This is a genomic window from uncultured Tateyamaria sp. (assembly GCF_947503415.1).
Lineage (GTDB): Bacteria > Pseudomonadota > Alphaproteobacteria > Rhodobacterales > Rhodobacteraceae > Tateyamaria.
Genome location: NZ_CANNDS010000001.1, coordinates 1,270,114 through 1,296,526, shown reverse-complemented (window position 1 = coordinate 1,296,526; position 26,413 = coordinate 1,270,114). Strand labels below are relative to the sequence as shown.

Annotated in this window: 30 protein-coding genes; 12 read left to right on the top strand and 18 right to left on the bottom strand. The window is 61.4% G+C overall.

The genetic code is table 11. From position 1 onward, the window contains the following. Positions 1–1,929 carry a 1-deoxy-D-xylulose-5-phosphate synthase gene (gene dxs / locus Q1A32_RS06265; protein ID WP_299650954.1) on the top strand — a complete coding sequence of 643 codons (1,929 nt, stop codon included), beginning with the start codon at positions 1–3 and terminating at the stop codon, positions 1,927–1,929. Between the two features lie 61 nt (positions 1,930–1,990). Beyond that, positions 1,991–2,650, top strand: a complete 660-nt coding sequence (locus tag Q1A32_RS06260) for a hypothetical protein (RefSeq protein WP_299650951.1) — start codon at positions 1,991–1,993, stop codon at positions 2,648–2,650. On the opposite strand, the gene Q1A32_RS06255 is transcribed toward Q1A32_RS06260, so the two are convergent. Together Q1A32_RS06255 and Q1A32_RS06250 are read right to left on the bottom strand one after the other, a co-directional pair. Continuing rightward, the gene (locus Q1A32_RS06255; RefSeq protein WP_299608223.1) at positions 2,635–3,228 is read right to left on the bottom strand and encodes an exopolysaccharide biosynthesis protein; all 594 of its coding nucleotides are present in this window, start codon (positions 3,226–3,228) and stop codon (positions 2,635–2,637) included. The genes Q1A32_RS06260 and Q1A32_RS06255 overlap by 16 nt on opposite strands. Then, positions 3,225–4,079 (bottom strand): SDR family oxidoreductase, encoded by an 855-nt coding sequence (locus Q1A32_RS06250; RefSeq protein WP_299650948.1) that lies wholly within the window; start codon positions 4,077–4,079, stop codon positions 3,225–3,227. Before Q1A32_RS06250 ends, Q1A32_RS06255 begins: the two co-directional genes overlap by 4 nt. 75 nt (positions 4,080–4,154) lie before the next feature. Here Q1A32_RS06250 and Q1A32_RS06245 point away from each other — a divergent pair, with 75 nt between their 5' ends. Further along, entirely contained in the window at positions 4,155–4,781 is a 627-nt protein-coding gene (locus Q1A32_RS06245) for a class I SAM-dependent methyltransferase (protein WP_299650944.1), read from the top strand. Here Q1A32_RS06245 and Q1A32_RS06240 read toward each other — a convergent pair. The 3 genes from Q1A32_RS06240 to dapD form a co-directional block, all read right to left on the bottom strand. Next, on the bottom strand, positions 4,778–5,128 hold the full coding sequence (locus Q1A32_RS06240; RefSeq protein WP_299650941.1) for a hypothetical protein: 351 nt from the start codon (positions 5,126–5,128) through the stop codon (positions 4,778–4,780). The two genes, Q1A32_RS06245 and Q1A32_RS06240, sit on opposite strands and share 4 nt — an antisense overlap. 63 nt (positions 5,129–5,191) lie before the next feature. Next, positions 5,192–5,443, bottom strand: a complete 252-nt coding sequence (locus tag Q1A32_RS06235; RefSeq protein WP_299608230.1) for a GlsB/YeaQ/YmgE family stress response membrane protein — start codon at positions 5,441–5,443, stop codon at positions 5,192–5,194. Positions 5,444–5,500: 57 nt separating this feature from the next. After that, complete coding sequence (dapD, locus tag Q1A32_RS06230; protein WP_299608232.1) at positions 5,501–6,328, bottom strand: 2,3,4,5-tetrahydropyridine-2,6-dicarboxylate N-succinyltransferase; 828 nt, start codon at positions 6,326–6,328, stop codon at positions 5,501–5,503. Positions 6,329–6,504: 176 nt separating this feature from the next. On the opposite strand from dapD, the gene Q1A32_RS06225 reads away from it, so the two are divergent. After that, entirely contained in the window at positions 6,505–6,948 is a 444-nt protein-coding gene (locus tag Q1A32_RS06225; RefSeq protein WP_299650938.1) for a DMT family transporter, read from the top strand. Positions 6,949–7,020: 72 nt separating this feature from the next. Then, the gene (locus tag Q1A32_RS06220) at positions 7,021–7,863 is read left to right on the top strand and encodes a TIGR00730 family Rossman fold protein (RefSeq protein WP_299650935.1); all 843 of its coding nucleotides are present in this window, start codon (positions 7,021–7,023) and stop codon (positions 7,861–7,863) included. 73 nt (positions 7,864–7,936) lie between these two features. Here the strand turns inward: Q1A32_RS06220 and Q1A32_RS06215 are convergent, their stop codons facing one another. The 5 genes from Q1A32_RS06215 to Q1A32_RS06195 all read right to left on the bottom strand — a co-directional run bounded on the left by Q1A32_RS06215 (position 7,937) and on the right by Q1A32_RS06195 (position 11,252). Beyond that, complete coding sequence (locus tag Q1A32_RS06215; protein WP_299608235.1) at positions 7,937–8,149, bottom strand: hypothetical protein; 213 nt, start codon at positions 8,147–8,149, stop codon at positions 7,937–7,939. Between the two features lie 118 nt (positions 8,150–8,267). Then, positions 8,268–8,675 (bottom strand): GNAT family N-acetyltransferase, encoded by a 408-nt coding sequence (locus Q1A32_RS06210; protein WP_299650932.1) that lies wholly within the window; start codon positions 8,673–8,675, stop codon positions 8,268–8,270. Further along, entirely contained in the window at positions 8,672–9,847 is a 1,176-nt protein-coding gene (gene rlmN, locus Q1A32_RS06205) for a 23S rRNA (adenine(2503)-C(2))-methyltransferase RlmN (protein ID WP_299650929.1), read from the bottom strand. The genes Q1A32_RS06210 and rlmN overlap by 4 nt, the downstream gene beginning before the upstream one ends. A 167-nt stretch (positions 9,848–10,014) precedes the next feature. After that, positions 10,015–10,584 (bottom strand): carboxymuconolactone decarboxylase family protein, encoded by a 570-nt coding sequence (locus tag Q1A32_RS06200; protein WP_299650926.1) that lies wholly within the window; start codon positions 10,582–10,584, stop codon positions 10,015–10,017. 137 nt (positions 10,585–10,721) lie between these two features. Further along, on the bottom strand, positions 10,722–11,252 hold the full coding sequence (locus tag Q1A32_RS06195; protein ID WP_299608245.1) for an invasion associated locus B family protein: 531 nt from the start codon (positions 11,250–11,252) through the stop codon (positions 10,722–10,724). Between the two features lie 176 nt (positions 11,253–11,428). Between Q1A32_RS06195 and Q1A32_RS06190 the strand changes: the two genes are divergently transcribed. Next, a complete protein-coding gene (locus Q1A32_RS06190; protein WP_299650923.1) occupies positions 11,429–12,421 on the top strand; it encodes an asparaginase in 993 nt (330 codons plus the stop codon). 73 nt (positions 12,422–12,494) lie between these two features. Here the strand turns inward: Q1A32_RS06190 and Q1A32_RS06185 are convergent, their stop codons facing one another. After that, positions 12,495–12,809, bottom strand: a complete 315-nt coding sequence (locus Q1A32_RS06185; RefSeq protein ID WP_299608249.1) for a YciI family protein — start codon at positions 12,807–12,809, stop codon at positions 12,495–12,497. Positions 12,810–12,912: 103 nt separating this feature from the next. Continuing rightward, entirely contained in the window at positions 12,913–13,791 is an 879-nt protein-coding gene (gene serB, locus Q1A32_RS06180) for a phosphoserine phosphatase SerB (protein WP_299650920.1), read from the bottom strand. Between the two features lie 160 nt (positions 13,792–13,951). On the opposite strand from serB, the gene Q1A32_RS06175 reads away from it, so the two are divergent. The 5 genes from Q1A32_RS06175 (at position 13,952) to Q1A32_RS06155 (ending at position 19,067) form a co-directional block, all read left to right on the top strand. Beyond that, positions 13,952–15,094: a phosphoserine transaminase gene (locus Q1A32_RS06175; RefSeq protein WP_299650917.1), complete on the top strand. Its 1,143-nt coding sequence runs from the start codon at positions 13,952–13,954 to the stop codon at positions 15,092–15,094. A 71-nt stretch (positions 15,095–15,165) separates the two neighbouring features. After that, complete coding sequence (serA, locus tag Q1A32_RS06170; protein WP_299650914.1) at positions 15,166–16,761, top strand: phosphoglycerate dehydrogenase; 1,596 nt, start codon at positions 15,166–15,168, stop codon at positions 16,759–16,761. 103 nt (positions 16,762–16,864) lie between these two features. Then, positions 16,865–17,596 (top strand): Stf0 family sulfotransferase, encoded by a 732-nt coding sequence (locus tag Q1A32_RS06165; RefSeq protein ID WP_299650911.1) that lies wholly within the window; start codon positions 16,865–16,867, stop codon positions 17,594–17,596. Between the two features lie 65 nt (positions 17,597–17,661). Next, positions 17,662–18,288 (top strand): LysE family translocator, encoded by a 627-nt coding sequence (locus Q1A32_RS06160; RefSeq protein WP_299650908.1) that lies wholly within the window; start codon positions 17,662–17,664, stop codon positions 18,286–18,288. Positions 18,289–18,341: 53 nt separating this feature from the next. Continuing rightward, a complete protein-coding gene (locus tag Q1A32_RS06155; RefSeq protein ID WP_299650905.1) occupies positions 18,342–19,067 on the top strand; it encodes a metallophosphoesterase family protein in 726 nt (241 codons plus the stop codon). A gap of 25 nt (positions 19,068–19,092) precedes the next feature. Here Q1A32_RS06155 and tdh read toward each other — a convergent pair whose 3' ends face one another. The 4 genes from tdh to Q1A32_RS06135 form a co-directional block, all read right to left on the bottom strand. After that, positions 19,093–20,118, bottom strand: coding sequence for an L-threonine 3-dehydrogenase (gene tdh, locus Q1A32_RS06150; protein ID WP_299652805.1), 1,026 nt, complete (start codon positions 20,116–20,118; stop codon positions 19,093–19,095). A gap of 5 nt (positions 20,119–20,123) precedes the next feature. Beyond that, positions 20,124–20,732: a bifunctional 2-polyprenyl-6-hydroxyphenol methylase/3-demethylubiquinol 3-O-methyltransferase UbiG gene (locus Q1A32_RS06145; protein ID WP_299650902.1), complete on the bottom strand. Its 609-nt coding sequence runs from the start codon at positions 20,730–20,732 to the stop codon at positions 20,124–20,126. Next, complete coding sequence (locus Q1A32_RS06140; RefSeq protein ID WP_299650899.1) at positions 20,729–21,916, bottom strand: glycine C-acetyltransferase; 1,188 nt, start codon at positions 21,914–21,916, stop codon at positions 20,729–20,731. The genes Q1A32_RS06145 and Q1A32_RS06140 overlap by 4 nt, the downstream gene beginning before the upstream one ends. Before the next feature lie 94 nt (positions 21,917–22,010). Beyond that, entirely contained in the window at positions 22,011–22,571 is a 561-nt protein-coding gene (locus Q1A32_RS06135) for a helix-turn-helix domain-containing protein (RefSeq protein WP_299652802.1), read from the bottom strand. Between the two features lie 97 nt (positions 22,572–22,668). On the opposite strand from Q1A32_RS06135, the gene Q1A32_RS06130 reads away from it, so the two are divergent. Continuing rightward, on the top strand, positions 22,669–23,850 hold the full coding sequence (locus Q1A32_RS06130) for an acetyl-CoA C-acyltransferase family protein (RefSeq protein ID WP_299650896.1): 1,182 nt from the start codon (positions 22,669–22,671) through the stop codon (positions 23,848–23,850). A gap of 21 nt (positions 23,851–23,871) precedes the next feature. On the opposite strand, the gene Q1A32_RS06125 is transcribed toward Q1A32_RS06130, so the two are convergent. Both Q1A32_RS06125 and ubiB read right to left on the bottom strand, forming a co-directional pair. After that, a complete protein-coding gene (locus tag Q1A32_RS06125) occupies positions 23,872–24,771 on the bottom strand; it encodes a hypothetical protein (protein WP_299650893.1) in 900 nt (299 codons plus the stop codon). 62 nt (positions 24,772–24,833) lie between these two features. Next, the gene (ubiB, locus tag Q1A32_RS06120) at positions 24,834–26,366 is read right to left on the bottom strand and encodes a 2-polyprenylphenol 6-hydroxylase (RefSeq protein WP_299650890.1); all 1,533 of its coding nucleotides are present in this window, start codon (positions 26,364–26,366) and stop codon (positions 24,834–24,836) included. Positions 26,367–26,413: the final 47 nt, after the last annotated feature.

Genomic DNA, 26,413 nt, shown 5'->3' with positions numbered 1-26,413 from the left:
ATGTCAGACCGCCCCAACACCCCGCTTCTTGATACCGTACAACGGCCTGCGGACCTCAAACGGTTCTCGGATGGGCAATTGCGCCAGATCGCAGACGAGGTGCGCGCCGAAACGGTATCCGCCGTGTCCGTCACAGGCGGACACCTTGGTGCAGGCCTTGGCGTGGTCGAACTCACAGTGGCGCTGCACGCCGTCTTTGACACTCCGCGCGACAAACTGATCTGGGACGTGGGCCACCAATGCTACCCCCACAAAATCCTGACCGAACGCCGCGACCGCATCCGCACTTTGCGGATGAAAGACGGGCTGAGCGGCTTCACCAAACGCTCTGAATCTCCTTACGATCCATTCGGCGCGGCTCACTCCTCCACCTCCATCAGTGCGGCCCTTGGGTTCGCCGTTGCGCGCGATTTGGGCGGCCAACCACCCGAAGGCTCCGGAGACGCCATCGCCGTGATCGGTGACGGGTCGATGAGTGCGGGCATGGCATATGAGGCGATGAACAACGCGGGCCACCTGGGCAAACGCCTGATCGTGATCCTGAACGACAACGAAATGTCCATCGCCCCGCCCACTGGTGCGATGTCCAGCTACTTGTCCCGGCTCTATGCCCAAAACCCGTTCCAGGACCTCAAGGCCGCCGCCAAAGGGGCTGTCAGCCTGCTGCCCGAACCGTTCCGCGAAGGGGCCAAACGGGCCAAGGAGATGCTCAAGGGCATGGCCGTTGGCGGCACGCTGTTCGAAGAGCTTGGTTTCAGTTATCTCGGGCCGATCGACGGGCATGACATGGACCAATTGCTGCCGGTCCTGCGCACGGTCAAGGACCGCGCAACCGGGCCCATCCTGATCCACGTTCTGACGAAGAAGGGCAAAGGCTACGCTCCGGCAGAAACCGCGCGCGACAAGGGTCACGCGACCGCAAAATTCGACCTGGTCACGGGCGAGCAGAAAAAAGCGCCCAGCAACGCGCCCAGCTACACATCCGTCTTCGCCCAGCACCTGCTGAACGAGGCCGAAGCCGACGACAAGATCTGCGCCGTCACCGCGGCCATGCCCGACGGCACCGGCCTGAACCTGTTCGCAGAACGCTACCCCAGCCGCTGTTTTGATGTGGGCATCGCGGAACAGCACGGCGTGACCTTCTCCGCCGCCCTCGCCGCCGGGGGAATGAAGCCGTTCTGCGCGATGTACTCAACTTTCCTGCAACGCGGTTATGATCAGGTCGTGCATGACGTCGCCATTCAGCGCTTGCCGGTCCGCTTCGCCATCGACCGCGCTGGCCTTGTGGGCGCCGACGGGGCAACCCACGCAGGCGCGTTCGACGTCGCTTACCTGTCCAATCTGCCCGGCTTCACCGTGATGGCGGCCGCGGACGAGGCGGAACTGGCCCACATGGTCGCCACTGCAGCGGCGCACAACGACGGCCCCATCGCCTTCCGCTTCCCGCGCGGCGAAGGCACTGGGGTCGAGATGCCGGAACGCGGCACACCGCTGGAAATCGGCAAGGGCCGCATGATCCAACGCGGCAAAGGCGTCGCCCTCCTGTCCTTCGGCACACGGCTGGAAGAGGTGCAAAAAGCTGCCGAGAACCTCGCGGCCAAGGGCATCACGCCGACCATCGCGGACGCCCGCTTTGCCAAGCCGCTGGACCGCGACTTGATCCTGCAACTGGCCGCAGATCACGAAGCACTCATCACGATCGAAGAGGGGGCCATAGGTGGCTTCGGCAGCCACGTGGCACAGCTTCTGGCAAATGAAGGCGTGTTCGACAGCGGGCTCAAGTACCGCTCCATGGTCCTGCCAGACATCTTCATCGATCAGGCCAGCCCGGCAGATATGTACGCCGTCGCAGGCATGAACGCCGACCAGATCGAAGCCAAGGTGCTTAACGTGCTTGGCGTTACGTCAATCGGTGAGGCGCGCGCGTAACCCTTGCGCGAACGGTGCCGTCTCGGCCAGTGTTAGGGTCACAATTAAGAGGCTCGGACACATGGACATCCATAGCCGCCCCGTTCTGTTCTACCGCTGGATCGTATTCCTTCTGGCGGCGGGCTATTGCCTGCAACAATTGCTGCTCGGCGCATGGAGCGGCGCAGGCGGGCCCTTCCGTTACCTCACGATCTGGGCACTGTTCCTATCGTTCTACGCCGCCAGTCGTATGCTGGCACTCAGCGAACACCGGATCACGCGCAAACACGAAGTGACGGCGATGTGCGCCGCCGTGCTGAATGTCATGGTCGTGTTCCTTTACTGGCGGCTTTACTTCACGGACCCGTCACTGGTGAACGGGCGCGGGCCCATCGACTGGTGGTTGCAATACTACCTGCATGCGCTTGGCCCCGCCCTGCAAATCATCGACGCGCTTTTCTTCGGCCGCGTGTTCCGCCGCGTCTGGCGCGCGGCCCTGCCCTTGATCATCATCATCGGGGCATACGTCGCTTGGGCGGAACTCTTCGTACAACGCTTCAACACCAAACCGGTCGGCGATGTGACCAGCGGGCTGCCCTACCCCTTCCTGAACTCTCTGGAATGGGCGGACCGCGTCACATTCTACGGCGTGAACGCGGCCACTGCTCTTGGATTACTGGCGGTGTTTGGCATCATCGGAGCGGTGATCTACCGTGTCTGGCAGCCTCAGGTCGCGGCCTGAACAACCCGCATCAGCGCGACGCCAATACCGCTCGCCACCACATAACCCGCGATCAGAAAATAGCCGTCCCGCGTCAGCAAGCCGAAGGACAACAGCGCCACCGCGCCTGCGCCAAAGGACGTAACAAAGGGCAACAGCTCAAGAAACGGCCACGACATCGGGATCGCCATACACACCAGCAAGGCCACCTGCCGCATCGGATTATGGGCCAGAAACCGCAGACGTGGATGTGAATGGCGATCAAACCATGTCGCAGGGCGGCGCAGCCAGTGGATCGCTTTCTGCAAACGCACGCGATCAATGCGTCTGCTCGCCAGCAGGGAGGGAAGCCAAAGGTGACGCCGTCCGGCAAGCGCCTGTCCGATCAACAGCAACAGAATGATGGCCGACAGCGTGGGCAAGCCGGGAATGCCGGACAGAGGCGACACCAGAAGGATGGACACCGCCAACACCACCGGCATGATCGATCGCTCGCCAATTTCGTCCAGAATGTCCTGAACCGACACCTTGTCATCGTCTCCCGCAACGTCCAGCGCATCCAGTAATTGGTTGAGCGTGCCATGCGTGTCGTCGGTCATTCCGACTGCTGCAGCAACGCGGCCAGCCCTTCCTTGTAGGTCGGGTACTTTAGCGTCACGCCCAGCGCATCCTTGATCCGGTCGTTCCGCACCCGCTTGCTTTCGGCATAGAAGCTGCGGGCCATCGGTGTCATCTCGGCCGTCTCGAAATCCTCGGCCGGTGGGATGGGCAGGCCCAGCAGATGGGCGGCATGTTCAATCACATCCTGCGGCGGGGCCGGGTCGTCATCACAGACATTGTATGCCGTGCCGGGGTCCGGGTTCGCGATAGAGGCGGCCACGATTTGCGCAATATCCTCAACGTGGATCCGCGAAAACACCTGGTTCGGCTTGATGATACGCCGCGCCGTGCCCGCGCGCACCTTGGCAAAGGGACCACGCCCGGGTCCGTAGATGCCCGCAAGGCGAAAGATATGCAGCAGCACATTGGGGATCGAAGCCCAGGCAGCCTCTGCCTCTTTCCGCCACTGACCACGCCGGGTCGAGGGGGACAGGGGCGTGTCCTCATCCACCCAATTGCCGCCATGATCGCCATACACACCGGTCGTGGACAGGTATCCAACCCACTCGAACTCCGCCGCCCGCGCTGCAATCTGATCGCCAACCGCACGCAACACCGGATCACCCTCGGCATCCGGCCCGGCAGAGATCAGAAGGTGCGTCGCAGTGCCGAGCGCCTCGGTCACATCGTCCCCGGGAAAAATCAATGGCTCGACTCCGGTCGCAGCCAACACTTCGGCCTTCTCGGCACTTCGGGTGGTTCCGATCACGCGCCAGCCTTGCGGGATCAGCAGTTCAGTCAACGCCTTGGCCGAATAGCCGTGGCCAAAGGAAAGTAGTGTCTTGGTCATGCCTCATAGGTGGCGCGGCGGGCGCGCGCGCACAAGCCCCTTGCCAAGGTCAGCGCCGCCCCGCCTAATCGGCACATGACCAAGGATCCGTCTCTCGAAAACGCCTACGCCCTCGAAACGCCCGAAGATTCGGTGCAGCTTTATTCCACTTGGGCCGACAGCTATGACAGCGATTTTGCCCGAGTTAGTGACTATATCCTGCACGAACAGGTCGCCCGCCACTTCGTGAATATCGGTGGGTTTGGCCCGGTTCTGGACGTGGGTGCAGGCACCGGCCTGTGCGGGGCCGCCCTGCGCGCCCGCGGGATTGGCCGGATCGACGGCACCGACATCTCGGCCGAGATGCTGGAAGTTGCGGCAGCCAAAGACATCTACCGCGCCACACGGGTCGAAAACATTTTCGACGGACTCGCCACACCATGCGGCCCCTATCAGGGCGCGGTCAGCTCCGGCACCTTCACCAACGGACATGTGGGGCCGGACGGGTTGGATGCCGTGATCGACGCCGTACGCCCGCGAGGATGGATCGTTGTTTCAGTGAATGCACAGCATTACGAAACAACCGGGTTCGCAGAAAAAATGTCCGTGTTAGAGCCACATATCGCAGACCTCAGCACAACCGAAGTCGCTATATACGGCCCAAACGCCACAGGCTCGCACGCCAAGGACACAGCCCTGCTGCTGGCCTTCCGCCGCGCCTAATCCTTGTCGAAAAACGGCGTCACTTGCGCGACAATCACGGCATTCTCGTCCAGCGCCCGCTGCATCAAAGCCCGCTCCTCGCCGTCAATCTCATGTCCTTCGGCCAACCGCTCATCCGCGGTGCCATACCCTGTCACGTCCAAGGGCGCGGTATCCGCCTGCTTCAGCAGCGCCACGGTCTCACGGACTGCTTCCGCCTCGTCCACACCGCTGGCAAAGCACATGAGCGCTGCGCCGGTCGCACCGTCTGGCAGACCGTCACCGTCCTTGCGCCCTATCTGCACAACCAGCGTATAAACCTGCTGCCGCGATGGCGCCTTGGTCTTTGGGTTCTTGGAGTTCGACATAACAATGGGCCGCCGCAGTTAGACAGCGACAGCCCTAGCCCAATTCGAGGCGGTGTAAAAGCGTCAGGCGCTGCGGACCGCGCGACCCACTGCGATTAGCAGGCACGCACCCACGACACCCACAAATAGTTGCCCGATCCATCCACCCAGTGACGACCCGAAAACAAAGGTCAGGATCGCGTTGAACACGACCGCGCCAAGGATCCCCAACACGATGTTCAGCAACAGCGAATGATCGGTCTTCATGATCTTTTCCGCGATCCAACCCGCAAGCGCACCCACGATGATCGCGGCAAACCAACCCAGTCCAGTCATCGGTCTTCTCCCTCTGTCAGTTGAGGGGATAACCGATGAGCAAGCCATTCGTTCCGATCAGTCGCGCAGCAATTCGTTGATCGATGTCTTGGAGCGGGTCCGTTCGTCCACCTTTTTCACGATCACGGCGCAATACAGGTTCACGCCATTCTTTGACGGCATGGACCCTGCCACAACAACGGACCCCGCAGGCACTTCGCCATAGGTAAACTCGCCCGTCTCGCGGTCCACGATTTTGGTCGACTGACCGATGAACACGCCCATGCCCAGTACGGACCCTTCGCGCACGATGCAGCCTTCGACCACTTCGGACCGGGCCCCGATAAAACAGTTGTCCTCGATGATGGTTGGTCCGGCCTGCATCGGCTCCAACACACCGCCAATGCCCACGCCGCCCGACAGGTGCACGTTCTTGCCAATCTGCGCGCAGGAGCCGACGGTCGCCCATGTATCAACCATAGTGCCTTCGTCCACATAAGCGCCTAGGTTCACGAAAGACGGCATCAGAACCACGCCCGGTGCGATGAAAGCAGACTTGCGGACGATGCAGTTTGGCACGGCACGAAAGCCTGCCTCTTTCCAACGATTCTCGCCCCAGCCCATGAATTTGCTGTCAACCTTGTCCCACCAGCCGCCGCCCTGCGGGCCGCCATCCTGCTGTTCCATGTCCTTGATACGAAAGCCCAGAAGCACCGCCTTCTTGGCCCACTGGTTCACATGCCAATCGCCGCTGTCCTGCTTTTCCGCCACACGCAGCTTGCCACTGTCCAAAGCGTTCAGCGTGTCCTCGATCGCCTCGCGCGTCTCGCCCGTGGTCGCAGGCGTGATGCTATCGCGGGCGTCCCACGCGGCTTCGATGGCGGTTTCAAGCTGGGCGTTGGACATGGTGATCCCCTTTGTCGGTGCAATGTGTTGGCGGTGCTATATGCGGACCCACCCGCCGTTGCAATCGGACGGGGGTATTCCTGACTTGTTGCAAAGGCTGGGGCGGGCAAGTCTACGGCTCAGTCACGCGTCAATTTTTCTGGCGCTCCTGACGGTATTTTAGGGAGGTTTTTCAGATGACGCAGACATTGTTTCCATTGGCGGTGATCATTCTTGCAGGCTCGCTTGCCGCTTTGCAGGCACCGGTGAACGCAGCCCTCGGGGCCAGCCTTGGCTCTGGCGTTGCGGCGGCCACCATTTCGTTTGGCGTGGGATTTGTCGTGCTCTTGGCGATCATGCTGTCCTCTGGTCAGGTCGACCACCTCGCGCGTGTTCTGTCGGTGAACCGTTGGCTTTTGCTCGGCGGCCTTCTGGGTGCGTTCTATGTCTGGGCCATTCTGTGGACGATCCCACTGCTGGGCGTGGTCACGGCCATCTCTGCCATGATCCTCGGGCAGCTTATCGTTGCGCTGGCGCTGGATGCGTTTGGCCCCTTTGGCCTGCCCATTCACGAGGTGTCAGTGCCTCGAGTTCTTGGCGTCGTGCTGGTGGCAAGCGGCCTCATATTGTCCAAGGTCTGACAGACGACCACGCGTGGACAAAGCGCTGCCAACCTGCCACTAACTCAGGACCTTGCGGACAGGAGCCCACGCATGAAAGACGACCACCGCAGCCCATTTCGCGATGCGCACACGGACCGACAAGCCGCCGAAGGTGTGCCCGACACACCGCAAACGCGGTCGCCCGCGTATGGTCTGGCTTTTGCTGATCCGGAATTTCTGTGCCGCGATGAACTGCGCCCCGTGCGGCTGCAACTGGAACTGCTCAAACCCGAAATGCTGATGAACGAGCAGGGGATCGAATCAACCATCGTCCTGTTTGGTGGTGCGCGAATCCCTGACCCCGTGGACAAAGGCAGTGCTCGCACCCAAACACTTGCCGATCTGTCGCAATTCTATGACGAAGCGCGTGAGTTTTCGCGCTTGATGACCCTGAAATCCATTGACAGCGGGTGCACTGAAAACGTCATCGTCACGGGCGGCGGTCCCGGCGTGATGGAGGCAGGCAACCGTGGGGCGGTGGACGCAGGTGGCCATTCCATCGGGCTGAACATCGTTCTTCCCCACGAACAAGCGCCGAACGCCTTTGTCACGCCTGACCTGTGTTTCAACTTCCACTATTTCGGCATTCGCAAGATGCACTTCCTGATGCGCGCCCGCGCCATCTGCGTCTTCCCGGGCGGCTTCGGCACGCTCGACGAATTGTTCGAAGCGCTGACCTTGATCCAGACGGGCCGCATGGAACGCGTGCCCTTCCTGCTGTTTGGCAAGGCCTTCTGGGAGAAGATCATCAATTGGGACGCGCTGGCCGATGCCGGCACGATCTCTGCCGACGATCTGGATCTGTTCCGCTTTGTCGATACCGCGCACGAAGCCATCGAATTGATCGAAAGCTGGGGGCCAACCGACAAACGTGGTGAAATTCCGGGGCGCTAGTCCAACAACAAGGCGCCCGGCGTATTCAGCACGTTATCAATGCAAACAGTGTGGGCCTGAACCCACAGTCAGTTCAGGCAGCGACATCGGCTGGCAGTTTGCACACAGGCACGCGGTGCGGCAGTGTTTCGACAATGTCACCGGCCTCGGTCTCGCGGATGCTATAGCCATAGCCCGCCAAACGGTGTTTCCACTCGCGACGCGACAGCGCCTGGCTACGCTCACGGCTCACCAGATCCAGAACATGCGCTTCGGCAAATTGCTCTTGTCCAAAGATAATCGACATACCAATCACTCCATTTCCTTTTCCCTGAGCCTGTCATGCCGAAGTACCAAGGCCCTATTGGTGCGCAAACAGGAAAAGATTGTGACCATTTCGAGAACAGTACACGGATAGCGAGCAACTAGGTTTGGGCGCGGCGCATCCACATGGTGCGGTTTGGGTCCATCGGGGCAAAGCCGTATTTCTCATACAGCCCGTGCGCGTCACGGGTCGACAGCATCCAGCCTGACACCACCTTCAGCTGTGGGTGCGAAAACAACGCGTCCATCAGAACATGGGCCAGCCCGCGCCCACGGTGCGGCTCAAACACGATCAGGTCGTAGATATAGGCGTGATATACACCGTCCGTGATGGCCCGGGCGACGGCGACCTGCTGCCCATCCTCGAACACACCAACCACGGCTGATCCGGCAAAGGCGCGGCGAATATCTTCGGCCTGCCGCCCTTGCCCCCAGTAACTCGACTGCACAGCGGGCACGATCTGATCAAAGTCAAACCGTTCCACATCCGTCACAATGTCAAACGTCACCCCAGACCCGCTTCGGCAGCAATCTCCTTGCGGCTCTTGCGGGCGCGCTCGGTCGCGGATTTCAGCTGCCCACACGCGGCCAGAATATCCTCACCCCGCGGCGTGCGAATGGGGCTGGCATAGCCCGCATTGTAAATGATGTTGGCAAAAGCGCGGATACGGTTGTTCGACGACCGCTTGTAAGGCACACCAGGCCATTCGTTGAACGGGATCAGGTTCACCTTGGCCGGGATGCCCTCCAGCAGCTTCACCAACCGGTGCGCATCAGCGTCTGTATCGTTCACACCATCCAGCATCACGTATTCAAAGGTAATGCGTTCCGAATTACGCCCGCGCGGATAGGCTTTCAAAGCCTCCAACAACGCCTCGATGTTCCACCGCTTGTTGATAGGCACCAGTTTGTTGCGGACCTCATCCGTGGTCGCATGGAAGGACACGGCCAACTGACAACCAATCTCATTCGCGGTCCGCTCGATCTCCGGCACCACACCCGATGTGCTCAACGTGATCCGACGGCGGGACAACTGAATGCCCTCCTCGTCCATGCAGATCTTCATCGCGTCGCGCACGTTCTCGAAATTATAGAGCGGCTCGCCCATGCCCATCAGCACGATATTCGACAACAGGCGCGTCTCATCCTTGGGCGCACCGGGCACAGGCCACTCATCCAGATCGTCGCGCGCCATCATCACCTGGCCCACAATCTCGGCAGAGGTCAGGTTGCGCACCAGTTTCTGCGTGCCGGTGTGGCAAAAAGAACAGGTCAGCGTGCAACCAACCTGAGAGGACACACACAGCGTCCCCCGGTCTTCCTCGGGAATAAAGACAACCTCAACCTCATGCCCGCCCGCAATGCGAACCAACCACTTGCGGGTGCCATCCACACTCACCTGCTTGGACACAACCTCAGGCACCTCAATCACAAAGCGCTCGGCCAACTCGGCGCGGTATGCCTTGGACAGGTTGGTCATGACGTCGAAGTCACGCACACCCCACTGGTAAATCCACTGCCAGATCTGACCCACACGCATCTTGGCCTGCTTTTCGGGCGTACCATGAGCGATCAACACCTCGCGCAACTGCACACGGGTCAAACCAACAAGGTTGATCGGCCCCTCCGGCAATTTCCGGGGGATCGTCAAAACATCCTGCGTGATCGGCGCGTCAGCCATGGCTCTGTCCATCGTTGGGGTGATGCGCCCCTATATAGGAAAGCAACCGACAATCAAAAGGATTCGCCCAAACGAAAAAGAGCAGCGGCGCGACACCACTGCTCTCTTCATCTTGCCAAATAAACTCCGGGGGGCCCGAAGGGCGGGGGCAGAGCCCCCTCCACAGATCACTCGGCCGCAACGCTCGTTTTCGGTTCCCATGCAAACGGGGCAAAGGCCGCGTCGGTGGGTGTCTCAAACAATGCATTGGTAAAGTTCGACATCACCTTCTGCGCATAGATCAGAATCGTATCCAGGATCGCGCGCTCGCCGTACCCGGCGGCCTCAAAGGCGGCGATGGCATCGGCGCCGGGGCGGCCGTGGCTCTCGCGGATGGCCAGGGTAAAGGTGCGCAGCGCTTCCAGCTTCTCGGGCAACGGGGTCTCGTCACGCAGGGCGTTCACGATATCCTCGTCGATTTTCTCCATCTTCGCGATGCCAGTGTGGGCGGGCACGCAGTAGTGGCAGGTGTTGGCGACATTGATGGCCATCCACACAACAGTCCGCTCTTCGGGAGTGAAGGCGGTCCCGTTGATCGCAAGGCGGTGCAGATGCTGGTAGCCTTCAAGCAGGCCGGGGCTTTCCGCCATCACGCCGTGCAGGCTGGGCAGACGACCAAACGCCTTGATGGAGTTTTCCAGCAAGGGCTTCGAGGCGTCGGGGGCAGTGTCGAGGTTATGAACAGTTGTGGTGACCATTGGGGTCTCCTTTTCGCATTGGGACGCCAAGCGATCTAATAAGGAACCAATAAGTTCCCAACTGCTCAGATGCACGAAGGGGCCGTGCACTGATGCACAGCCCCTCGCGGCCTTGTGAATTGAAATCTCGTCGCGCGTTACCCGCCGCAGCGGGCTTCGGCATCTTCGACCGCGGCGGTGAAGCCCAGCAGTGAAAACGTATCTTTTGTGGTGGTGCCACGGCTCGACACGCCGGTCACAATTGCGTCGGCCCCACGTTTCATCGCGGTCACGATCTTGGAGTCATCCGCCGGGGTCGCAGGCCACGCCCACTCCCCATCGGTGAACAACTCAAACTCGTTGCCACTGATGTTCACATTCACAGTCGATCCCGGCCGGAATGGATAGCCGCCGGTGAACGCCACCTGCCCCTTGGCCTCTGCGCTTGGGCGATAGAAGACCATCAACAGGATCTGCCCCCGGGTCGCCGCCACAACGCGGCCCTCGCGGGTGTTGACCACTTCCTTGGGCGTCGCAACACCCCAGCATTCTGTCGGGTTATCCTCGACAAAAACGCTCCAGTCGGTTTTCGCCGCCACACGGTTGGTGCTTTGCTCCTGAGCAACTCCAGCCCCCGCCATAAGCGAGAGTGCGCCGACCAAGCCAATTACTGTCTTTCCTAATGCCATCACCACAGCCTCCAAGCTGTCACAAACCTCAATACCTGATCCGTCCCACGGGCACGCCATTTTCAGCGCATTCTCTTGCAAGGGCGGTCTTTCTTCTCGACAAGTGGCACATTAGCGCGAAACGCGCGACGCAGGAAAGATGAATTGGCAGGAAATCGCCAAGAAGTGAGGAAAAGATGACGCATCCGGCGCATGGTGCTGTGACACTGACCGAAATCTGGCGCGGCCCTTTCCTGGAAAGTGCCCATCAGGGCCACGCGGTGGTCTGCGATGCCACCGGCCAGATCGTGGAAAGCTGGGGTGAACCGGGCACCGTCGTGCTGCCCCGCTCGTCCTCCAAGATGATCCAGGCGCTGCCCCTGATCCAAAGCGGCGCGGCCGCGGCCCACAGCCTCACACCCGAACATTTTGCGCTGGCCTGCGCGTCCCACCAGGGCGCTCAAGTGCACACAGACAAAGTCGGCACATGGCTGGATGCCATTGGGTGTGCTGATGACGACTTCAAATGCGGCCCCCAGGAATCACGCGACATCGATGTGCGGGATGCCATGATCCGCGCCCACGAATCCCCCTGCCGTATCCACAACAATTGCTCGGGCAAACACACCGGCTTCCTGACGCTGGCAAAACACCTTGGCGCGGGTCCCGACTATGTTAACCCTGACCACCCCGTGCAAAAGGCTTGCCTCGAAGCCTTCGAACGGGTCACGGGTGAAACCTCTCCTGGCTTCGGCATCGACGGCTGTTCCGCACCCAACTTCGCCTGCACATTGCATGGCATGGCGCGCGCCATGGCCCACTTCGCCGCTGCAGATGACGACAGCGCCGAAGCTCTCCTGCATCGCGCAATGGCACACCACCCCGATCTGGTTGCTGGCGAAGGACGCGCCTGCACCCGCCTGATGCGCGCGATGAACGGCAAGGTCGCGATCAAAACCGGGGCCGAGGCGTTCTTTGTCGCCATCCTGCCCGATCAGAAGATGGGCGTAGCGCTGAAGATCACGGACGGCAGCACGCGGGCCGCCGAATGCGCCATCGCTCAAATCCTTGTTCGGCTGGGCGCGCTTGATCCCAACCACCCGGAGGCACTGGCCTACACCAACGGTCCCATCCGCAACTGGGACGGATTGGTCACAGGACACATGCGGGCCGCCCCCGCCCTGCTCTAGGGCGGATCAAGATCCGCCTTACAGTTACCCCCCGCACCACGCACAAGTCACAAAGGCGGAGGATACCTCCGCCTTACATCTCGATGACGGGTGCCACCTCGACTGACCCGGAGCCGTCCGCAACCATCGGGCACCCCTTGGCCATCTCGCACGCCTCCTCGGGCGTGTCGGCCTGTACAATGGTAAAGCCGGATATCGGATTGGCCCCGCCATTCCCGGCGACACCCGATGCGGTCACAGTCATCGACTGCCCCACAGGATGTCCGCCATTCACAACGGCCTTTCCCATATCCTCAAACCACTTGCCCCAGGCCGCCATGGCCCTTTCACCCTCTTCCTGCGTCTCGGGGATCGTCCCCCCATGATAGGCAAACATATATTCCGGCATGCCCAGTCCCTCCCTGTTGGCTGGAAAAAGAGTACCACGATTCGGTCCATCTTCTGTGTTCTAGAAAAATCCCGGCGAAGGCCGCAGGTCGCGGGCAGAGCCGCTACGCACTCACAAACTCGGACCTTGCGTAACCCTGAAGATACAACAGAGCCGTCAAATCCCCGAAATTCACCCGCACATCACATCGCGCCGCCACGGCAGGCTTGGCGTGCAGGGCCACCCCCATCCCGGCGCGCGCCAACATGCCCAGATCATTGGCCCCATCACCAACAGCCAGCACATCGACCTCACCAATCCCAAGCCGGGCTGAAATCTCCTCCAGCGCATCGACCTTGGCTTGCTGTCCCAGAATCGGCCTCCTGACCTCTCCGGTCAGCACACCAGCTTCGGCTAGCAAGGTATTGGCACGGTTTTCATCAAACCCAAGATGCGCCGCCACGGCAGAGGTGAACGCCGTAAACCCACCGGACACCAACGCAGCATAGGCGCCGTGCGCCTTCATGGTCGCCAGCAACGTCGACCCACCAGGCATCATCGTGATCCGCGTCGCCAACACGTCGCCAATCACACTCTGCGGCAGGTCTTTCAGCAGCCCGACACGCTCGCGAATGGCCGCCTCAAAATCCAGTTCACCATTCATGGCACGGGCCGTGATCGCCTTCACCCGGTCGCCAAATCCCGCCACATCGGCCAGTTCATCAATGCACTCCTGCTGGATCATGGTGCTGTCCATGTCTGCAATCAGCATCTTCTTGCGCCGCCTTTCCATTGGCGCAATCACCAGATCCACACCCAGCGCCTGCAGATCTGCCCACACATCCCACCGATTGTCCGGCACGCGCTCCAACGAAAACGCCGCCGCCTCGTCCACGGCCAACCACTGCACATCGCCGCCACCCCACGCATTGCGCAGGTTGTCGATCAGGGCAGGGTCGAGGGACGGATTGGCAGGATCCGTTAACAGGGTACAAACAAACATGAAGGTCAGTTTCCGATACGCGACAGGCATGTCGCAAATAAATGCTCAAGCGGCGCTATAGCCCCGGATTCCCGGTTGCACCACCCCAAGCCCACCCGTACATGCCGCAGTGGGACACCCTTCCCCAACGAAGGGCGCATATCTGTAAGGATAACATCAGATGGCTACTCAAGCACCGGCAACGCGGCCGGCAAACCCGCGTTTTTCCTCTGGCCCTTGCGCCAAACCCCCCACCCATGACCTGACCGCATTGGCTGACGCGCCCCTTGGCCGCTCGCACCGGGCTGCCGTGGGCAAGGCGAAACTCAAACAGGCAATCGAAGATACGCGCGACATCCTCGGCGTACCTGCCGACTACAAGATCGGCATCGTGCCCGCTTCCGACACCGGCGCTTTTGAAATGGCGATGTGGTCGCTGCTGGGCGAGCGCCACGCGGACATGGTCGCATGGGAAAGCTTCGGCGCGGGCTGGGTCACGGACGTGGCCAAGCAACTGAAAATTGAACACACCGTCCACACCGCCGACTACGGGCACATCGTGGACATGGCCGCCCTGAACTACGACAACGATGTCTGCTTCACATGGAACGGCACGACCTCCGGCGTGCGCATGGCAAATGGCGACGCGATCCCGGCAGATCGCGCCGGGCTCACACTCTGCGACGCAACCTCCGCCGCCTTCGCGATGGACCTGCCGTGGGACAAGCTCGATGTGACGACGTTCAGCTGGCAAAAAGTGCTGGGCGGCGAAGCGGCCCACGGCATGCTGATCCTGTCCCCCCGCGCCGTGGAACGGCTGGAAAACTACACGCCCCCGTGGCCCTTGCCCAAGATCTTCCGGCTGACCAAAGGCGGCAAATTGATCGAAGGGATTTTCGTCGGCGAAACCATCAATACACCGTCGATGCTCGCAGTCGAAGACTACCTCTTCTCGCTCAACTGGGCGCGCGAGGTCGGTGGACTCAAAGGCCTGATCGCCCGCGCCGACGCCAATGCAAAAGCGGTCTGGGACTTCTGCGACAGCCACGACTGGATCGACAACCTCGCCGTTGACCCTTCCACACGGTCCACCACCTCCGTCTGCCTCAAGTTCACAGACGACCGGATCACGGACGGTGCCGCCTTCGCCAAGGCCGTCGCAAAACGGCTTGCGGACGAAAACGTGGCCCTCGACATCGGCGCCTACCGCGACGCCCCTCCGGGCCTGCGCATCTGGTGCGGCGGCACGGTCGAGACAGCAGACATCGAAGCGATGCTGCCCTGGCTCGCCCACGCGTTCGAGACCGAAATCGCGGCGGGCTGAAGTCCGCCCTACCGCTATCCCCCAATTCCGTAGGCCGGGCTTCAGCCCGGCACTTACGCAAGGACAAGACAATGCCCAAAGTACTCATCTCTGACAAACTCTCCGAAGCCGCCGTGCAAATCTTCCGCGACCGCGGGATCGAGGTCGTCTTCCAACCTGACCTTGGCAAAGACAAGGACAAACTGGCCGAGGTCATCGGCAACTATGACGGCCTCGCCATTCGATCCGCCACACGTGTCACACCAACGATCCTGAAGAATGCCACCAACCTCAAGGTCATCGGCCGCGCGGGTATAGGCACCGACAATATCGACAAGGAAGAGGCCAGCAAAAAAGGCGTGATCGTGATGAACACGCCCTTCGGCAACATGATCACAACCGCCGAACACGCCATCGCAATGATGTTCGCCGTCGCCCGCCAAATCCCTGAAGCGTCGGAATCGACCCACGCAGGCAAATGGGAAAAGTCCAAGTTCATGGGCACCGAGTTGACGGGCAAAACGCTCGGCGTCATTGGTGCAGGTAATATCGGTGGCATCGTCTGTGATCGCGCCCGCGGCCTCAAGATGAAGGTGCTGGCCTACGACCCCTTCCTGGGCGAAGAAAAAGCCGACAAAATGGGCGTCGAAAAGGTCGAACTTGAGGACCTGATCAAGCGTGCCGACTTCATCACCCTGCACGTGCCGAAAACCGAGCAGACCGCCAATATGATCACCGCAGACCGCATCGCGATGATGAAACCCGGCGTGCGGATCATCAACTGCGCCCGTGGCGGCCTCGTGGACGAAGAAGCACTGGCAGCAGCCCTCAAATCCGGCCACGTGGCAGGGGCCGCCTTCGATGTGTTCGCCGAAGAACCCGCCAAGGAAAACGCGCTGTTCAATCTGCCCAACGTCGTCGTCACGCCCCACCTTGGCGCGGCCACCACGGAGGCGCAGGAAAACGTCGCCCTGCAAGTGGCCGAGCAAATGGCCAATTACCTGCTCACCGGTGCCGTCGAAAACGCGCTCAACATGCCCTCCGTGACGGCGGAAGAGGCGAAAGTCATGGGCCCCTGGGTCAAGCTCGCCGGTCATCTGGGCAGCTTCATCGGCCAGATGACGGACGAACCGATCAAGGCGATCAACATCCTCTATGATGGCGTGGTCTCCACCATGAACCTAGATGCGCTGAACTGCGGCGTGATCGCGGGCATCATGAAGCGCGCCAACCCGGATGTGAACATGGTCTCCGCCCCCGTCATCGCCAAGGAACGCGGCATCCAGATCTCCACCACGAACCAGGAAAAGTCCGGCGCGTTCGAGGGGTATATCAAAGTCACGGTCGTGACCGACAAGCGCGAAAGGTCCGTCGCGGGCACGGTCTTCTCGGACGGCAAACCGCGCTTCATCCAGATCAAGGGCATCAACATCGATGCCGAGATTGGCGCCAACATGCTCTACACCACGAACGAGGACGTGCCGGGCATCATCGGCCTTCTGGGCAACACGATGGGCAAGAACGGCGTGAACATCGCGAACTTCACGCTGGGCCGCGCGGATGTCGGCGGCGAAGCCATCGCGCTGCTTTATGTCGACGACCCGATCCCCAGCGACGTGCTGAACACACTGGACGGCACCGGCATGTTCACGCAGGTCAAACCGCTGGCCTTCGATGTTGCCCAATGACGGGGCGCACGAACGGGGCCTGACGTGCGGGGCGGAGGACACCTCCGCCTTACGATCACCCCCGAACTGACCTACAAGCATGGGCGAACCGCAAGGACCGTCCATGCCACCCGCAGCCTACATCCTGTGCACAAGTCCCCGCAGCGGCAGTACTTTGCTCTGCACCCTCCTGCGCGACAGCGGCGTCGCGGGCCATCCGCAATCATGGTTCCATCGCCCATCACTTGAGGATTGGTGCAGGGGCCTCGACCTGCCCTCGGCCACACCGCTTACAGACATCTTCACCGCCGCCACCATCAAGGGTCGTGGCGGCACCAATATCTTCGGCCTCCGCCTGCAACGCCACAGCGCCCCGTTCTTCATTGCCCAACTGCGCGCCACGCACCCGCTGGCAACCAGTGATACCGCCGCCATCGCCGCACAATTCGGCCCCACCAAGTACATCCACCTGCACCGCGCCGACAAAGTGGCCCAAGCCGTCTCCCTCGTCCGCGCGGCGCAAAGCGGCCTCTGGCACCGCAACGCCGACGGATCAGACCTCGAACGCACGGGCCAAGGACAAACACCGCATTACGACCCACAGGCCATCGCCGCGGAACGGGACGCCCTCACCACCTATGACGCAGAATGGGAGGCTTGGTTTGCCGAGCAAGACATTGCCCCCATGCGGCTCACCTACGACGCCTTAGCAGCCAACCCGGCAGAGGCGCTGCACAAAACACTCGCCTTCCTCGACCTGCCCATAGCGGGCGAACCCAAACCAGCCACGGCCCCCCTCGCTGACGCAATCAACGCAGACTGGATCACCCGTTTCAAAGCCGACACCGCGACCTGAGCACCTCGTAAGGCGGAGGCATCCTCCGCCTTGCCCCCCACCGCAATATTGCTACGGTGCCCGCCATGCCTTCACTCGAAACCTTGCTCGCCTTCGTCGTCGCAACCGCGATCTTTGCCTACATCCCCGGCCCGGCAATGCTCTACGCCACAGCGCAAACACTGGCGCGTGGGGCAAGGGGTGGCCTGATGGCAGCGCTTGGCCTTCATATGGGTGGCTACGTGCACGTCATTGCCGCCGCGTTCGGCCTCGCCGTCCTGTTCGATCTGGTCCCGCCGCTGTATGTTGCGCTCAAATTCGTCGGCGCGGCCTACCTGATCTGGCTTGGCATCCAGATGATCCGCACCCGCAATACCCGTGTTCACGCCGAACCACAGACGGGCAAAGACCCCAAACGCGCCTTCCGCCAAAGCGTGATGGTCGAGGTGCTGAACCCGAAAACTGCGCTCTTTTTCGTGGCCTTCCTGCCGCAGTTCTCGGACCCGGCTGCGGCGCTGCCGATCTGGGCGCAACTCCTGATCCTTGGCACGGCCGTCAACATCATCTTCTCCAGCGCTGACCTGATCTGCGTAGCGCTAGCGCACCGCATCTCGACCCTCGTGGCGCAGTCGGAAAACGCCACTGCGCGGGCCAAAGCGATGGGCGGCTCGATCCTCGTAGGGCTCGGCCTCACGGTCGCTCTGGACCGCTAGGGGCGAAACCCGGTAAGGCGGACGTGTCGTCCGCCCCATACGAAAGCGCACCCATGCCCCCCATCTACGCCATCGGCGACATCCACGGCCAACAGGCCGAACTGGACCGCGTCCTGTCCCTGATCCAAGCGGATGGCGGCACAGACGCGCAGATCGTCTTTCTGGGTGATTACACCGACCGAGGCCCCGACAGCCGCACCACACTCGACACATTGATCGCTGGGCGGGACACAGGGCGCAACTGGACGTTCCTCAAGGGCAACCACGACCGTATGTTCGAATGGTTCATGGGCAACCCGATCCGGCACGACCCCCACATGATGGTCGAGCTGTACTGGCTGCACGACCGCCTTGGCGGCAATACAACACTGGCCTCCTACGGTGTCGACGCCAGCGGCCACCGGCGGGAAAAGGACGTGCAGGCGGATGCCCGTGCCGCCGTACCCGACGCCCACCTGACCTTCCTGCGCGACCTTCGCCTGATGCACATCGTGGGGGACATCATGTTCGTGCACGCGGGTATCCGCCCTGGCGTCGCGATCAAGGATCAGACGGAAGAAGACCTGCTCTGGATCAGGCAGGACTTTCATAACAGCACGGTGCCGCACCCCAAGCTGATCGTGCATGGCCACACCCCGGTCGATGAAGCAACGCACTACGGCAACCGGGTCAACCTCGACAGCGGCGCGGGTTACGGCAAGCCCCTGACCGCGGCGGTGTTCGAAGGGGGCAAGGTCTGGCTGTTGACGGACCAGGGACGTCAGGCGCTGACCCCGTAAGGCGGACGTGTCGTCCGCCCAACCCTCAGGTCCAGTCCAATACAACCTTGCCAGAAGAGCCCGACTTCATCGCCGCAAACCCGGCCTCGAACTCGGTCGCCTTGAACCGGTGCGTGATCACGCCCGACACATCCAGCCCGTTCTGCAACATCGCAATCATCTTGTACCAGGTCTCGAAAATCTCGCGCCCATAGACGCCCTTGATGGTGATGGCCTTGAACACAATCCGGCTCCAATCTACCGGGCTCTTGCCGGGCGGAATCCCCAACATCGCAATGCGTCCGCCCATGGTCATCGCCTCGACCATCTGGTCGAGCGCTTGCTGATTGCCCGACATCTCAAGACCCACGTCAAAGCCTTGGGTCATCTTCAATCCCGGCATCACATCGACCAGTTTCTGCTCGGCGACATTGACCGGCAGCACGTCTGCCACACGCGCCGCCAACGCCAGCCGGTCCGGGTTCACATCCGTGATCACCACGTTCCGCGCACCCACATGCCGCGCGACAGCGGCGGCCATGATCCCGATAGGTCCAGCGCCCGTCACCAGAACATCTTCTCCAATCAGATCAAAACTCAGCGCGGTGTGAACCGCATTCCCGAGCGGGTCCAGAATGGCCCCGATATCGTCGTCTATCTCATCCGGCAGCGGCACCACGTTGAAGGCAGGCAGCCGCAGATATTCGGCAAAGGCCCCCTGCTCATTCACGCCGATCCCGCGCGTCGCCGGATCCAGATGAAACTTGCCCGCGCGGCTCTGACGCGAGGTGGTGCCGATCAGATGCCCCTCCCCCGAACAGCGCTGGCCCAGCGCCAACTCTTCGACATTCCGGCCCATATCCACAATCTCACCGGCAAATTCATGCCCCGTGATCAACGGCGTCGGCACAGTGGCCGAAGCCCACGCATCCCAATTCCAGATGTGAATATCGGTCCCGCAAATCCCGGTTTTCTTCACCCGGATCAACACATCGTCGGGTCCAATCTCCGGCACCGGGGCCGCGACTTTCCACAGCCCTTCTCGCGGGTAAGTTTTTTCAAGCGCCATCATCTGGTTCATGCTGCTGCCCCCCGCTCAAACACCAGCCAGGTCCACGTCACATCCGCCGCACGGTTTCCCTGTTGCAAAGACTGTTTTTCCTTGCGTCTCAAAAGGGTCAGGCCAAGTGCGTCGGCTTGCGCCAAGGTGGCCTCTGTATCAATCCCGACCACCGGTCGCTCCGGGTGCCCACGCCCATGACGCAAGGACAAAACCATGCGCCCACCAGCAGCCAAAAGCCCGGTCAAACGGGCCAGTGCCGCGGGGCGATCACCGGGCGCAACATGCTGCCACACTGCATTCACAAGGATCAGATCATACCGCCCCCGCACGGTCCGCAATTCCGGCAACCGGTCCCGCGAAATGGTTGCTGCAGGGGCGCGCCGCATCGTCTCGGTCACAAAGGCCGCAACCGGATCCACAGCCGTCACATCATGGCCCAACGCGGCGAACCATTCGGTGTCGCGCCCACTGCCAGACCCCACATCCAGCACACGCACAGGTGCAGCCGGAAACAGGTCCTTCACGCCAGCATAGATCGCATCGGACGGCACCGCGTCATATTGCGCAATCAACGCAGGCGCTTGCGCCGCATAGCCCCGTTCAACCTCCACACCAATGCTCATGACAGCACACCCACAGCCTTACCTGCGACCTCGAACGCAGCAAGGCCACGGTCCAAATCCGCCCGTGTCAGAGCCGCATTCATCTGCGTCCGGATGCGCGCCTGCCCGCGTGGCACAACTGGAAAAAAGAAACCCGAAACATAGACACCTTCCTCAAACAGCCGCGCCGCCATGTCCTGCGCCAACTGCGCCTCACCCAGCATGACGGGGATGATCGGATGCTCGCCTGGCAACAGTTCAAAGCCCAATCGCTCAAGACCAGCGCGCCAATACGCGGCGTTGTCAAACAATTGCGCGCGCAGCGCGTCGCCCTCTTCCACCAACCGGATTGCCTCTATTCCCGCCGCAACAATCGCCGGTGGCAAAGAGTTCGAAAACAGGTAAGGCCGCGCCCTCTGGCGCAGCAAATCAATTACCGGCTGCGGCCCCGCGATATAGCCGCCAATCGACCCGCCCAGCGCCTTGCCCAATGTGCCCGTCAGAATGTCCACATCCACGCCCGCATGGGCCGGGGTCCCTTCCCCCTTCGGCCCCATGAAGCCCGTCGCATGACAATCATCCACCATCACCAGCGCGCCGAAATTGCGGGCCAGCGCCGTGATCTCAGGCAGCTTCGCCAGGTAACCGTCCATGGAAAACACGCCATCCGTGGCGATCATGATATGCCGCGCGCCATCCGACTTGGCAGCGCGCAACTGCTTCTCCAGGCTGTCCATATCGTTGTTGGCATAGCGATAGCGCTTGGCCTTACACAGCCGTATCCCATCAATGATGGACGCATGGTTCAGGGCGTCCGACACGATGGCATCTTCGGACCCCAACAGCGGCTCGAAAAGGCCCCCATTGGCATCAAAGCAAGCGGCAAACAGAATGGAATCGTCCTTGCCCAGAAAGCGCGCAATCCGGTGTTCCAATGCCCGGTGCAGATCCTGCGTCCCGCAAATAAAGCGCACAGACGCCATGCCAAACCCGTGACTGTCCATCGCCCCCTTCGCCGCAGCAATCAGGTCGGGATGATCGGCTAAACCCAAGTAATTGTTGGCACACAGGTTCAGAACCTCGCGCCCGGCAACCTCGATGCACCCCCCCTGAGGCGACGTGATCTCACGCTCCCGCTTCAGCATCCCATCCGCTTCGATCTGGGTCAGCGTGTCGGTCACATGGGTCAGAAAGGCTTGGGTCATGGATGTGCTCCTTTGACCCAGCGTCTAACATTTCGGAGGTGATTCCGGTAGAGCGGATATCGCAATTACGGACAAAAATCCGTGAAAACGGATATCACGCGTCCTGCACCACCAGAAACGCCCGCGCCGGGCCGTCCGCCTCAATCCGGTGCGGCACATCAGCGGCATATCGCGCGGTATCCCCCTGCCCGACCTTCTCGGACGCGCCGCCGCTGGTCACACGCAACTTGCCGTCGATCACCGTCAGATGTTCCCGCGCGCCGCGGGCATGGGGCTGGCTGTCCAGCACGCCCCCTTCCACAAATCTCAACTCATAGACCTCGTGCCGCCCGGCATCCTCCGGTGCACTCAGTATCCGAATGGTGCAGCCCGCACCCCGGTTCTCGATGCTCGGCACGTCACCCGACCGCAGCACCTCGATCCGGTCTGCTGCGCCCTCGTCTAAAAGCCCCGCGAAATCCACCTGCAAGGCCCGCGTCAGGTTCCAAAGCGTCGCAATGGTGGGCGACGACTCTCCCCGCTCAATCTGGCTGACCATGGACCGGGACACGCCCGACAGCTTAGCCACCGCATCCAGCGACAGCCCCTGTGCCCGCCGGGCGTCTTTCAGGCGGGTGGGCAAAAGCGACAATATAGCGTCATCATTTTCCGTCATGTCGGACAAATGGCCGTGCCGCTGCGTCAAAGTCAAGACAGCGGGCTGACACAGGCGCACCCCATCGTCATATCCTTATGCAAACGGAGGAATCCCCATGACCAACGACATCGTAATTCTGGACGGCGCACGCACTGCCATCGGCACTTTCGGCGGATCGCTGGCAGGCACCACGCCCATCGACCTTGGCACCGTGGCGGCCAAGGCGGCGTTGGAACGCTCAGGGGTCGAGGGCGGCCAGATCGGCCACGTTGCCTTTGGTCATGTCATCAACACCGAACCGCGCGACATGTACCTGTCCCGTGTCGCAGCGATGCAGGCAGGCGTGCCAGACACAACACCCGCCATGAATGTGAACCGTCTTTGCGGCTCTGGCGTGCAGGCGATTGTGAGCGTGATTCAGTCTCTAATGCTGGGCGATGCGGACTTTGGCCTTGCTGGCGGGGCGGAGAATATGTCCCGTTCCCCCTTCATCATTCCCAGCCAACGCTGGGGCGCAAAAATGGGCGATGTCAAAACACTGGACATGATGCTGGGCGCTTTGAACTGCCCCTTCGGCACCGGGCATATGGGTGTCACGGCAGAGAATGTCGCGGCAGAGCATGGCATCACGCGCAACGATCAGGACGCGTTCGCGATGCAAAGCCAGGACCGTGCAGCGGCGGCTATCGCGGACGGGCGCTTTGCTTCGCAGATCACGCCGGTTGAAGTGAAGGTCAAACGCGACATGGTGTCGTTCGATGTGGATGAGCACCCCAAGGCCACAAGCATGGAAGCATTGGGCGGCTTGCGCCCGGTGTTCCAGAAGGACGGATCGGTCACAGCGGGCAACGCGTCCGGCATCAATGACGGTGCAGGTGCCGTGGTGCTGGCAACCGCAGCGGCAGCCGAAAAGGCCGGACTGAAACCAAAAGCCCGGGTGCTGGGGTACGCCCATGCAGGCGTCCGGCCAGAGGTGATGGGCATCGGCCCCATCCCCGCCGTGCGCAACCTGCTGGACCGCACCGGCCTGTCGGCGAGTGACTTTGATGTGGTTGAATCGAACGAAGCCTTCGCAGCGCAGGCACTGGCCGTGTCGAACGACCTCGGGTTTGATCCCGCGAAGGTAAACCCGAACGGTGGCGCCATCGCGCTGGGCCACCCGGTTGGCGCAACCGGAGCCATCATCACGGTGAAGGCCCTGTACGAGCTGGAGCGCATCGGCGGGTCCAAGGCGCTGATCACCATGTGCATCGGCGGCGGGCAAGGGATCGCGCTTGCGATTGAACGGATGGCCTGACTGTCCCCGCGGGGAAGCGCGTCAGTCGCTGCCCCGCGCCTCTTTGGCCATGTTCTTGAACTCTTGCTTGGCCGCGCGCGCGGCATCGCTGAACCGCTTCAAATCAGCATCCATCTGTTTGTCCCGCACGCCATCTTCGTTGCCCGGCATCCGCAACATCAGCGCATAGCTGGCAAGGTCGATATGCTGCACAAAGGCATCGCGATAGCTGCTGAAATCCTCCGGCCGTCCGGTGTCCTTGTCTGGACCGGTGGCTGCCAGAAGCACACCAAGATGCGTCAAAGTTTCGATATCGCGCCATGCTGCATGCGCGATGTCGGCGTCCCGATCTTCCAGGCCGTCCGCGATCAATGCGCGTGTCCGTTTGTTGTCCGCTTCGTCCTGTGACTGCTTGCGCGACACAGACAGGTATTCATCCCGGTACTCCTCGACCAATTGTTTGAGAAAGATTGTGCAATAGAAAATCGGTCCCTCAAGATCGCGGTACAGGTTGGGAAATCCCTGTTCGGTTGCACGCTTGATGTTGTGCAGAAGGATGATGGCATCCGGCAGGTCGCGCATCTGTTCGCCATACGTCTTGGCCGACTTATGCGCCGTGATCAGGAAACGCGCGCGCTCGACCATGTTGTAGACGGTTTTGAAGTCCTCAAGCAGTTGCGCGACATATGCGGTGTGCGCTTCGATCCCCATTTTGCGATCATCCCACGCATCGAACAGCTTCTTCACGACCCCGCCCAGAACACCCCCAAAAGCCAGCGACAACCCGGCTGTCCCCACGGCGACGAGCAGTCGGGGCCCGGTGTCACCGCCATCCGTGTACCAATAGACGCCCGCCCAGATGCCAATGCCCGTGACAAAGGCCAACGCGATCCAGATCAGAACCGGGTATTGCGCTTTGGGTTTCTGATAAGTGTGCATCATTCGTGCCTCCGACACTGATCAATGGTGCGCGGGACGGTATCACGATTCGTTGTCTGTCAGTGTCAGAGCAGTGTTTCGAGCGTCAGGACCAGCGTTGTCCCAAACAGCGTACCAAGGACCAGCGCCAGCACAATCCAACGCCAGAACCCGCGCCGTTTCGGCGGTTGCGGGTTGGATTGCGCGATCAGCGCCTGTTCAACCAGACGCGGCAGGCGTGGACCAAAGCGGGACAGAACCCGGGCCGTCTTGTAGAGGTCACTGACAACAGCGCGGGGTCCGATTGATTTCTGGATGTAGTCGGTGACGACCGGCGACGCGACCTGCCAGATGTTCATGTTGGGGTTCAGCGACCGCGCGACCCCTTCGACCACAACCATTGTACGTTGCAGCAGGATCAGTTCGGTCCGGGTTTCCATGCCAAAGCGTTCGGTCACTTCGAAGAGGTAGGCCAGCAAACGGCCCATGGAGATTTTGGAGGCATCCATGCCAAAGATCGGCTCACCCACGGCGCGCAGGGCGCGGGCGAATTCATCCACATCCTTGTCGGCGGGCACGTAGCCCGCTTCGAAGTGCACTTCGGCCACGCGTTTGTAATCCTTGCGGATGAAGCCAAACAGGATCTCGGCGTAAACACGGCGCGTGTATTCGTCGATATGCCCCATGATCCCGAAATCATAGGCGATGATGTCGCCGTTGGGGGCCACCTTGAGGTTGCCCTGATGCATGTCGGCGTGGAAATACCCATCGCGCAGCGCGTGCAGAAGGAACAGTTTCAGCACCCGTTCGCTGAGGTCCACGCGGTTGTGACCCGCCGCATCAATGGCATCATTGTCGCCCATAGGCACGCCGTCTGCCCACTCCAGCGTCATCACGCGACGGGCGGAGTACTCCCACCGGATCTTGGGCAGTTTGAACCCTGCATCCTTTTCCGTGTTGGCGGCGAACTCACCCGCGGCAGAGGATTCGAGGCGCAGGTCCAACTCTCCCTGCACGACGCCATCGAAATGTTCGATCACGTCCATGGGTTTCAGACGGCGTGCGCCGGGGGCGAAAACCTCGACTATCCGTGCGGCGAAATAGAAGGCGTCGATGTCCTTTTGAAATGCCTTTTCGATGCCGGGGCGCAGCACCTTGACCGCGACGAATGTCTCTTCGTCCGCCAGCTTGGCCTTGTGCACCTGCGCGATGGAGGCGGCAGCGACCGGTTCGCTGAATTCGGAAAAGAGCGTGTCGGTGGGCACACCCAATTCGCGCGCCACTTCGGCCTTGGCGTCTGCAGCGGCGAAGGGAGGCAACTTGTCTTGCAGGACGCGCAGTTGCACGGCCAGTTCGTCGCCCACCACGTCCGGCCGTGTCGACAGGATTTGGCCGAACTTGATGTAGGCCGGACCCAGCGCTGTGATCGCGCGGATCGCGGGCGGCATGGACGGATCGCCCTTGTAGCCCAGCCAGCGGAATGGCTTGGCCAGCGCCTTGGCGACGAAGCGCAGGACCGGGGGGGCTTCGAACGCGTCGAGCACGACGTTCATCGCGCCCGCCCGTTCAAGTGTGGCGCCAGTGCGGATCAGGCGGATGATATTGTGCGGACCCCTCATGGGGTTGTCCCCGCGGGGACAAGGCGGGTCAAAAGTGTCCCCGCGGG

Coding starts and splice junctions, on each gene's coding strand:
- dxs (WP_299650954.1), top strand. CDS start 1: ATGTCAGACCGCCCCAACACCCCGCTTCTTGATACCGTACAACGGCCT.
- Q1A32_RS06260 (WP_299650951.1), top strand. CDS start 1,991: ATGGACATCCATAGCCGCCCCGTTCTGTTCTACCGCTGGATCGTATTC.
- Q1A32_RS06255 (WP_299608223.1), bottom strand. CDS start 3,228: ATGACCGACGACACGCATGGCACGCTCAACCAATTACTGGATGCGCTG.
- Q1A32_RS06250 (WP_299650948.1), bottom strand. CDS start 4,079: ATGACCAAGACACTACTTTCCTTTGGCCACGGCTATTCGGCCAAGGCG.
- Q1A32_RS06245 (WP_299650944.1), top strand. CDS start 4,155: ATGACCAAGGATCCGTCTCTCGAAAACGCCTACGCCCTCGAAACGCCC.
- Q1A32_RS06240 (WP_299650941.1), bottom strand. CDS start 5,128: ATGTCGAACTCCAAGAACCCAAAGACCAAGGCGCCATCGCGGCAGCAG.
- Q1A32_RS06235 (WP_299608230.1), bottom strand. CDS start 5,443: ATGACTGGACTGGGTTGGTTTGCCGCGATCATCGTGGGTGCGCTTGCG.
- dapD (WP_299608232.1), bottom strand. CDS start 6,328: ATGTCCAACGCCCAGCTTGAAACCGCCATCGAAGCCGCGTGGGACGCC.
- Q1A32_RS06225 (WP_299650938.1), top strand. CDS start 6,505: ATGACGCAGACATTGTTTCCATTGGCGGTGATCATTCTTGCAGGCTCG.
- Q1A32_RS06220 (WP_299650935.1), top strand. CDS start 7,021: ATGAAAGACGACCACCGCAGCCCATTTCGCGATGCGCACACGGACCGA.
- Q1A32_RS06215 (WP_299608235.1), bottom strand. CDS start 8,149: ATGTCGATTATCTTTGGACAAGAGCAATTTGCCGAAGCGCATGTTCTG.
- rlmN (WP_299650929.1), bottom strand. CDS start 9,847: ATGGCTGACGCGCCGATCACGCAGGATGTTTTGACGATCCCCCGGAAA.
- Q1A32_RS06200 (WP_299650926.1), bottom strand. CDS start 10,584: ATGGTCACCACAACTGTTCATAACCTCGACACTGCCCCCGACGCCTCG.
- Q1A32_RS06195 (WP_299608245.1), bottom strand. CDS start 11,252: ATGGCATTAGGAAAGACAGTAATTGGCTTGGTCGGCGCACTCTCGCTT.
- Q1A32_RS06190 (WP_299650923.1), top strand. CDS start 11,429: ATGACGCATCCGGCGCATGGTGCTGTGACACTGACCGAAATCTGGCGC.
- Q1A32_RS06185 (WP_299608249.1), bottom strand. CDS start 12,809: ATGCCGGAATATATGTTTGCCTATCATGGGGGGACGATCCCCGAGACG.
- serB (WP_299650920.1), bottom strand. CDS start 13,791: ATGTTTGTTTGTACCCTGTTAACGGATCCTGCCAATCCGTCCCTCGAC.
- Q1A32_RS06175 (WP_299650917.1), top strand. CDS start 13,952: ATGGCTACTCAAGCACCGGCAACGCGGCCGGCAAACCCGCGTTTTTCC.
- serA (WP_299650914.1), top strand. CDS start 15,166: ATGCCCAAAGTACTCATCTCTGACAAACTCTCCGAAGCCGCCGTGCAA.
- Q1A32_RS06165 (WP_299650911.1), top strand. CDS start 16,865: ATGCCACCCGCAGCCTACATCCTGTGCACAAGTCCCCGCAGCGGCAGT.
- Q1A32_RS06160 (WP_299650908.1), top strand. CDS start 17,662: ATGCCTTCACTCGAAACCTTGCTCGCCTTCGTCGTCGCAACCGCGATC.
- Q1A32_RS06155 (WP_299650905.1), top strand. CDS start 18,342: ATGCCCCCCATCTACGCCATCGGCGACATCCACGGCCAACAGGCCGAA.
- tdh (WP_299652805.1), bottom strand. CDS start 20,118: ATGATGGCGCTTGAAAAAACTTACCCGCGAGAAGGGCTGTGGAAAGTC.
- Q1A32_RS06145 (WP_299650902.1), bottom strand. CDS start 20,732: ATGAGCATTGGTGTGGAGGTTGAACGGGGCTATGCGGCGCAAGCGCCT.
- Q1A32_RS06140 (WP_299650899.1), bottom strand. CDS start 21,916: ATGACCCAAGCCTTTCTGACCCATGTGACCGACACGCTGACCCAGATC.
- Q1A32_RS06135 (WP_299652802.1), bottom strand. CDS start 22,571: ATGACGGAAAATGATGACGCTATATTGTCGCTTTTGCCCACCCGCCTG.
- Q1A32_RS06130 (WP_299650896.1), top strand. CDS start 22,669: ATGACCAACGACATCGTAATTCTGGACGGCGCACGCACTGCCATCGGC.
- Q1A32_RS06125 (WP_299650893.1), bottom strand. CDS start 24,771: ATGATGCACACTTATCAGAAACCCAAAGCGCAATACCCGGTTCTGATC.
- ubiB (WP_299650890.1), bottom strand. CDS start 26,366: ATGAGGGGTCCGCACAATATCATCCGCCTGATCCGCACTGGCGCCACA.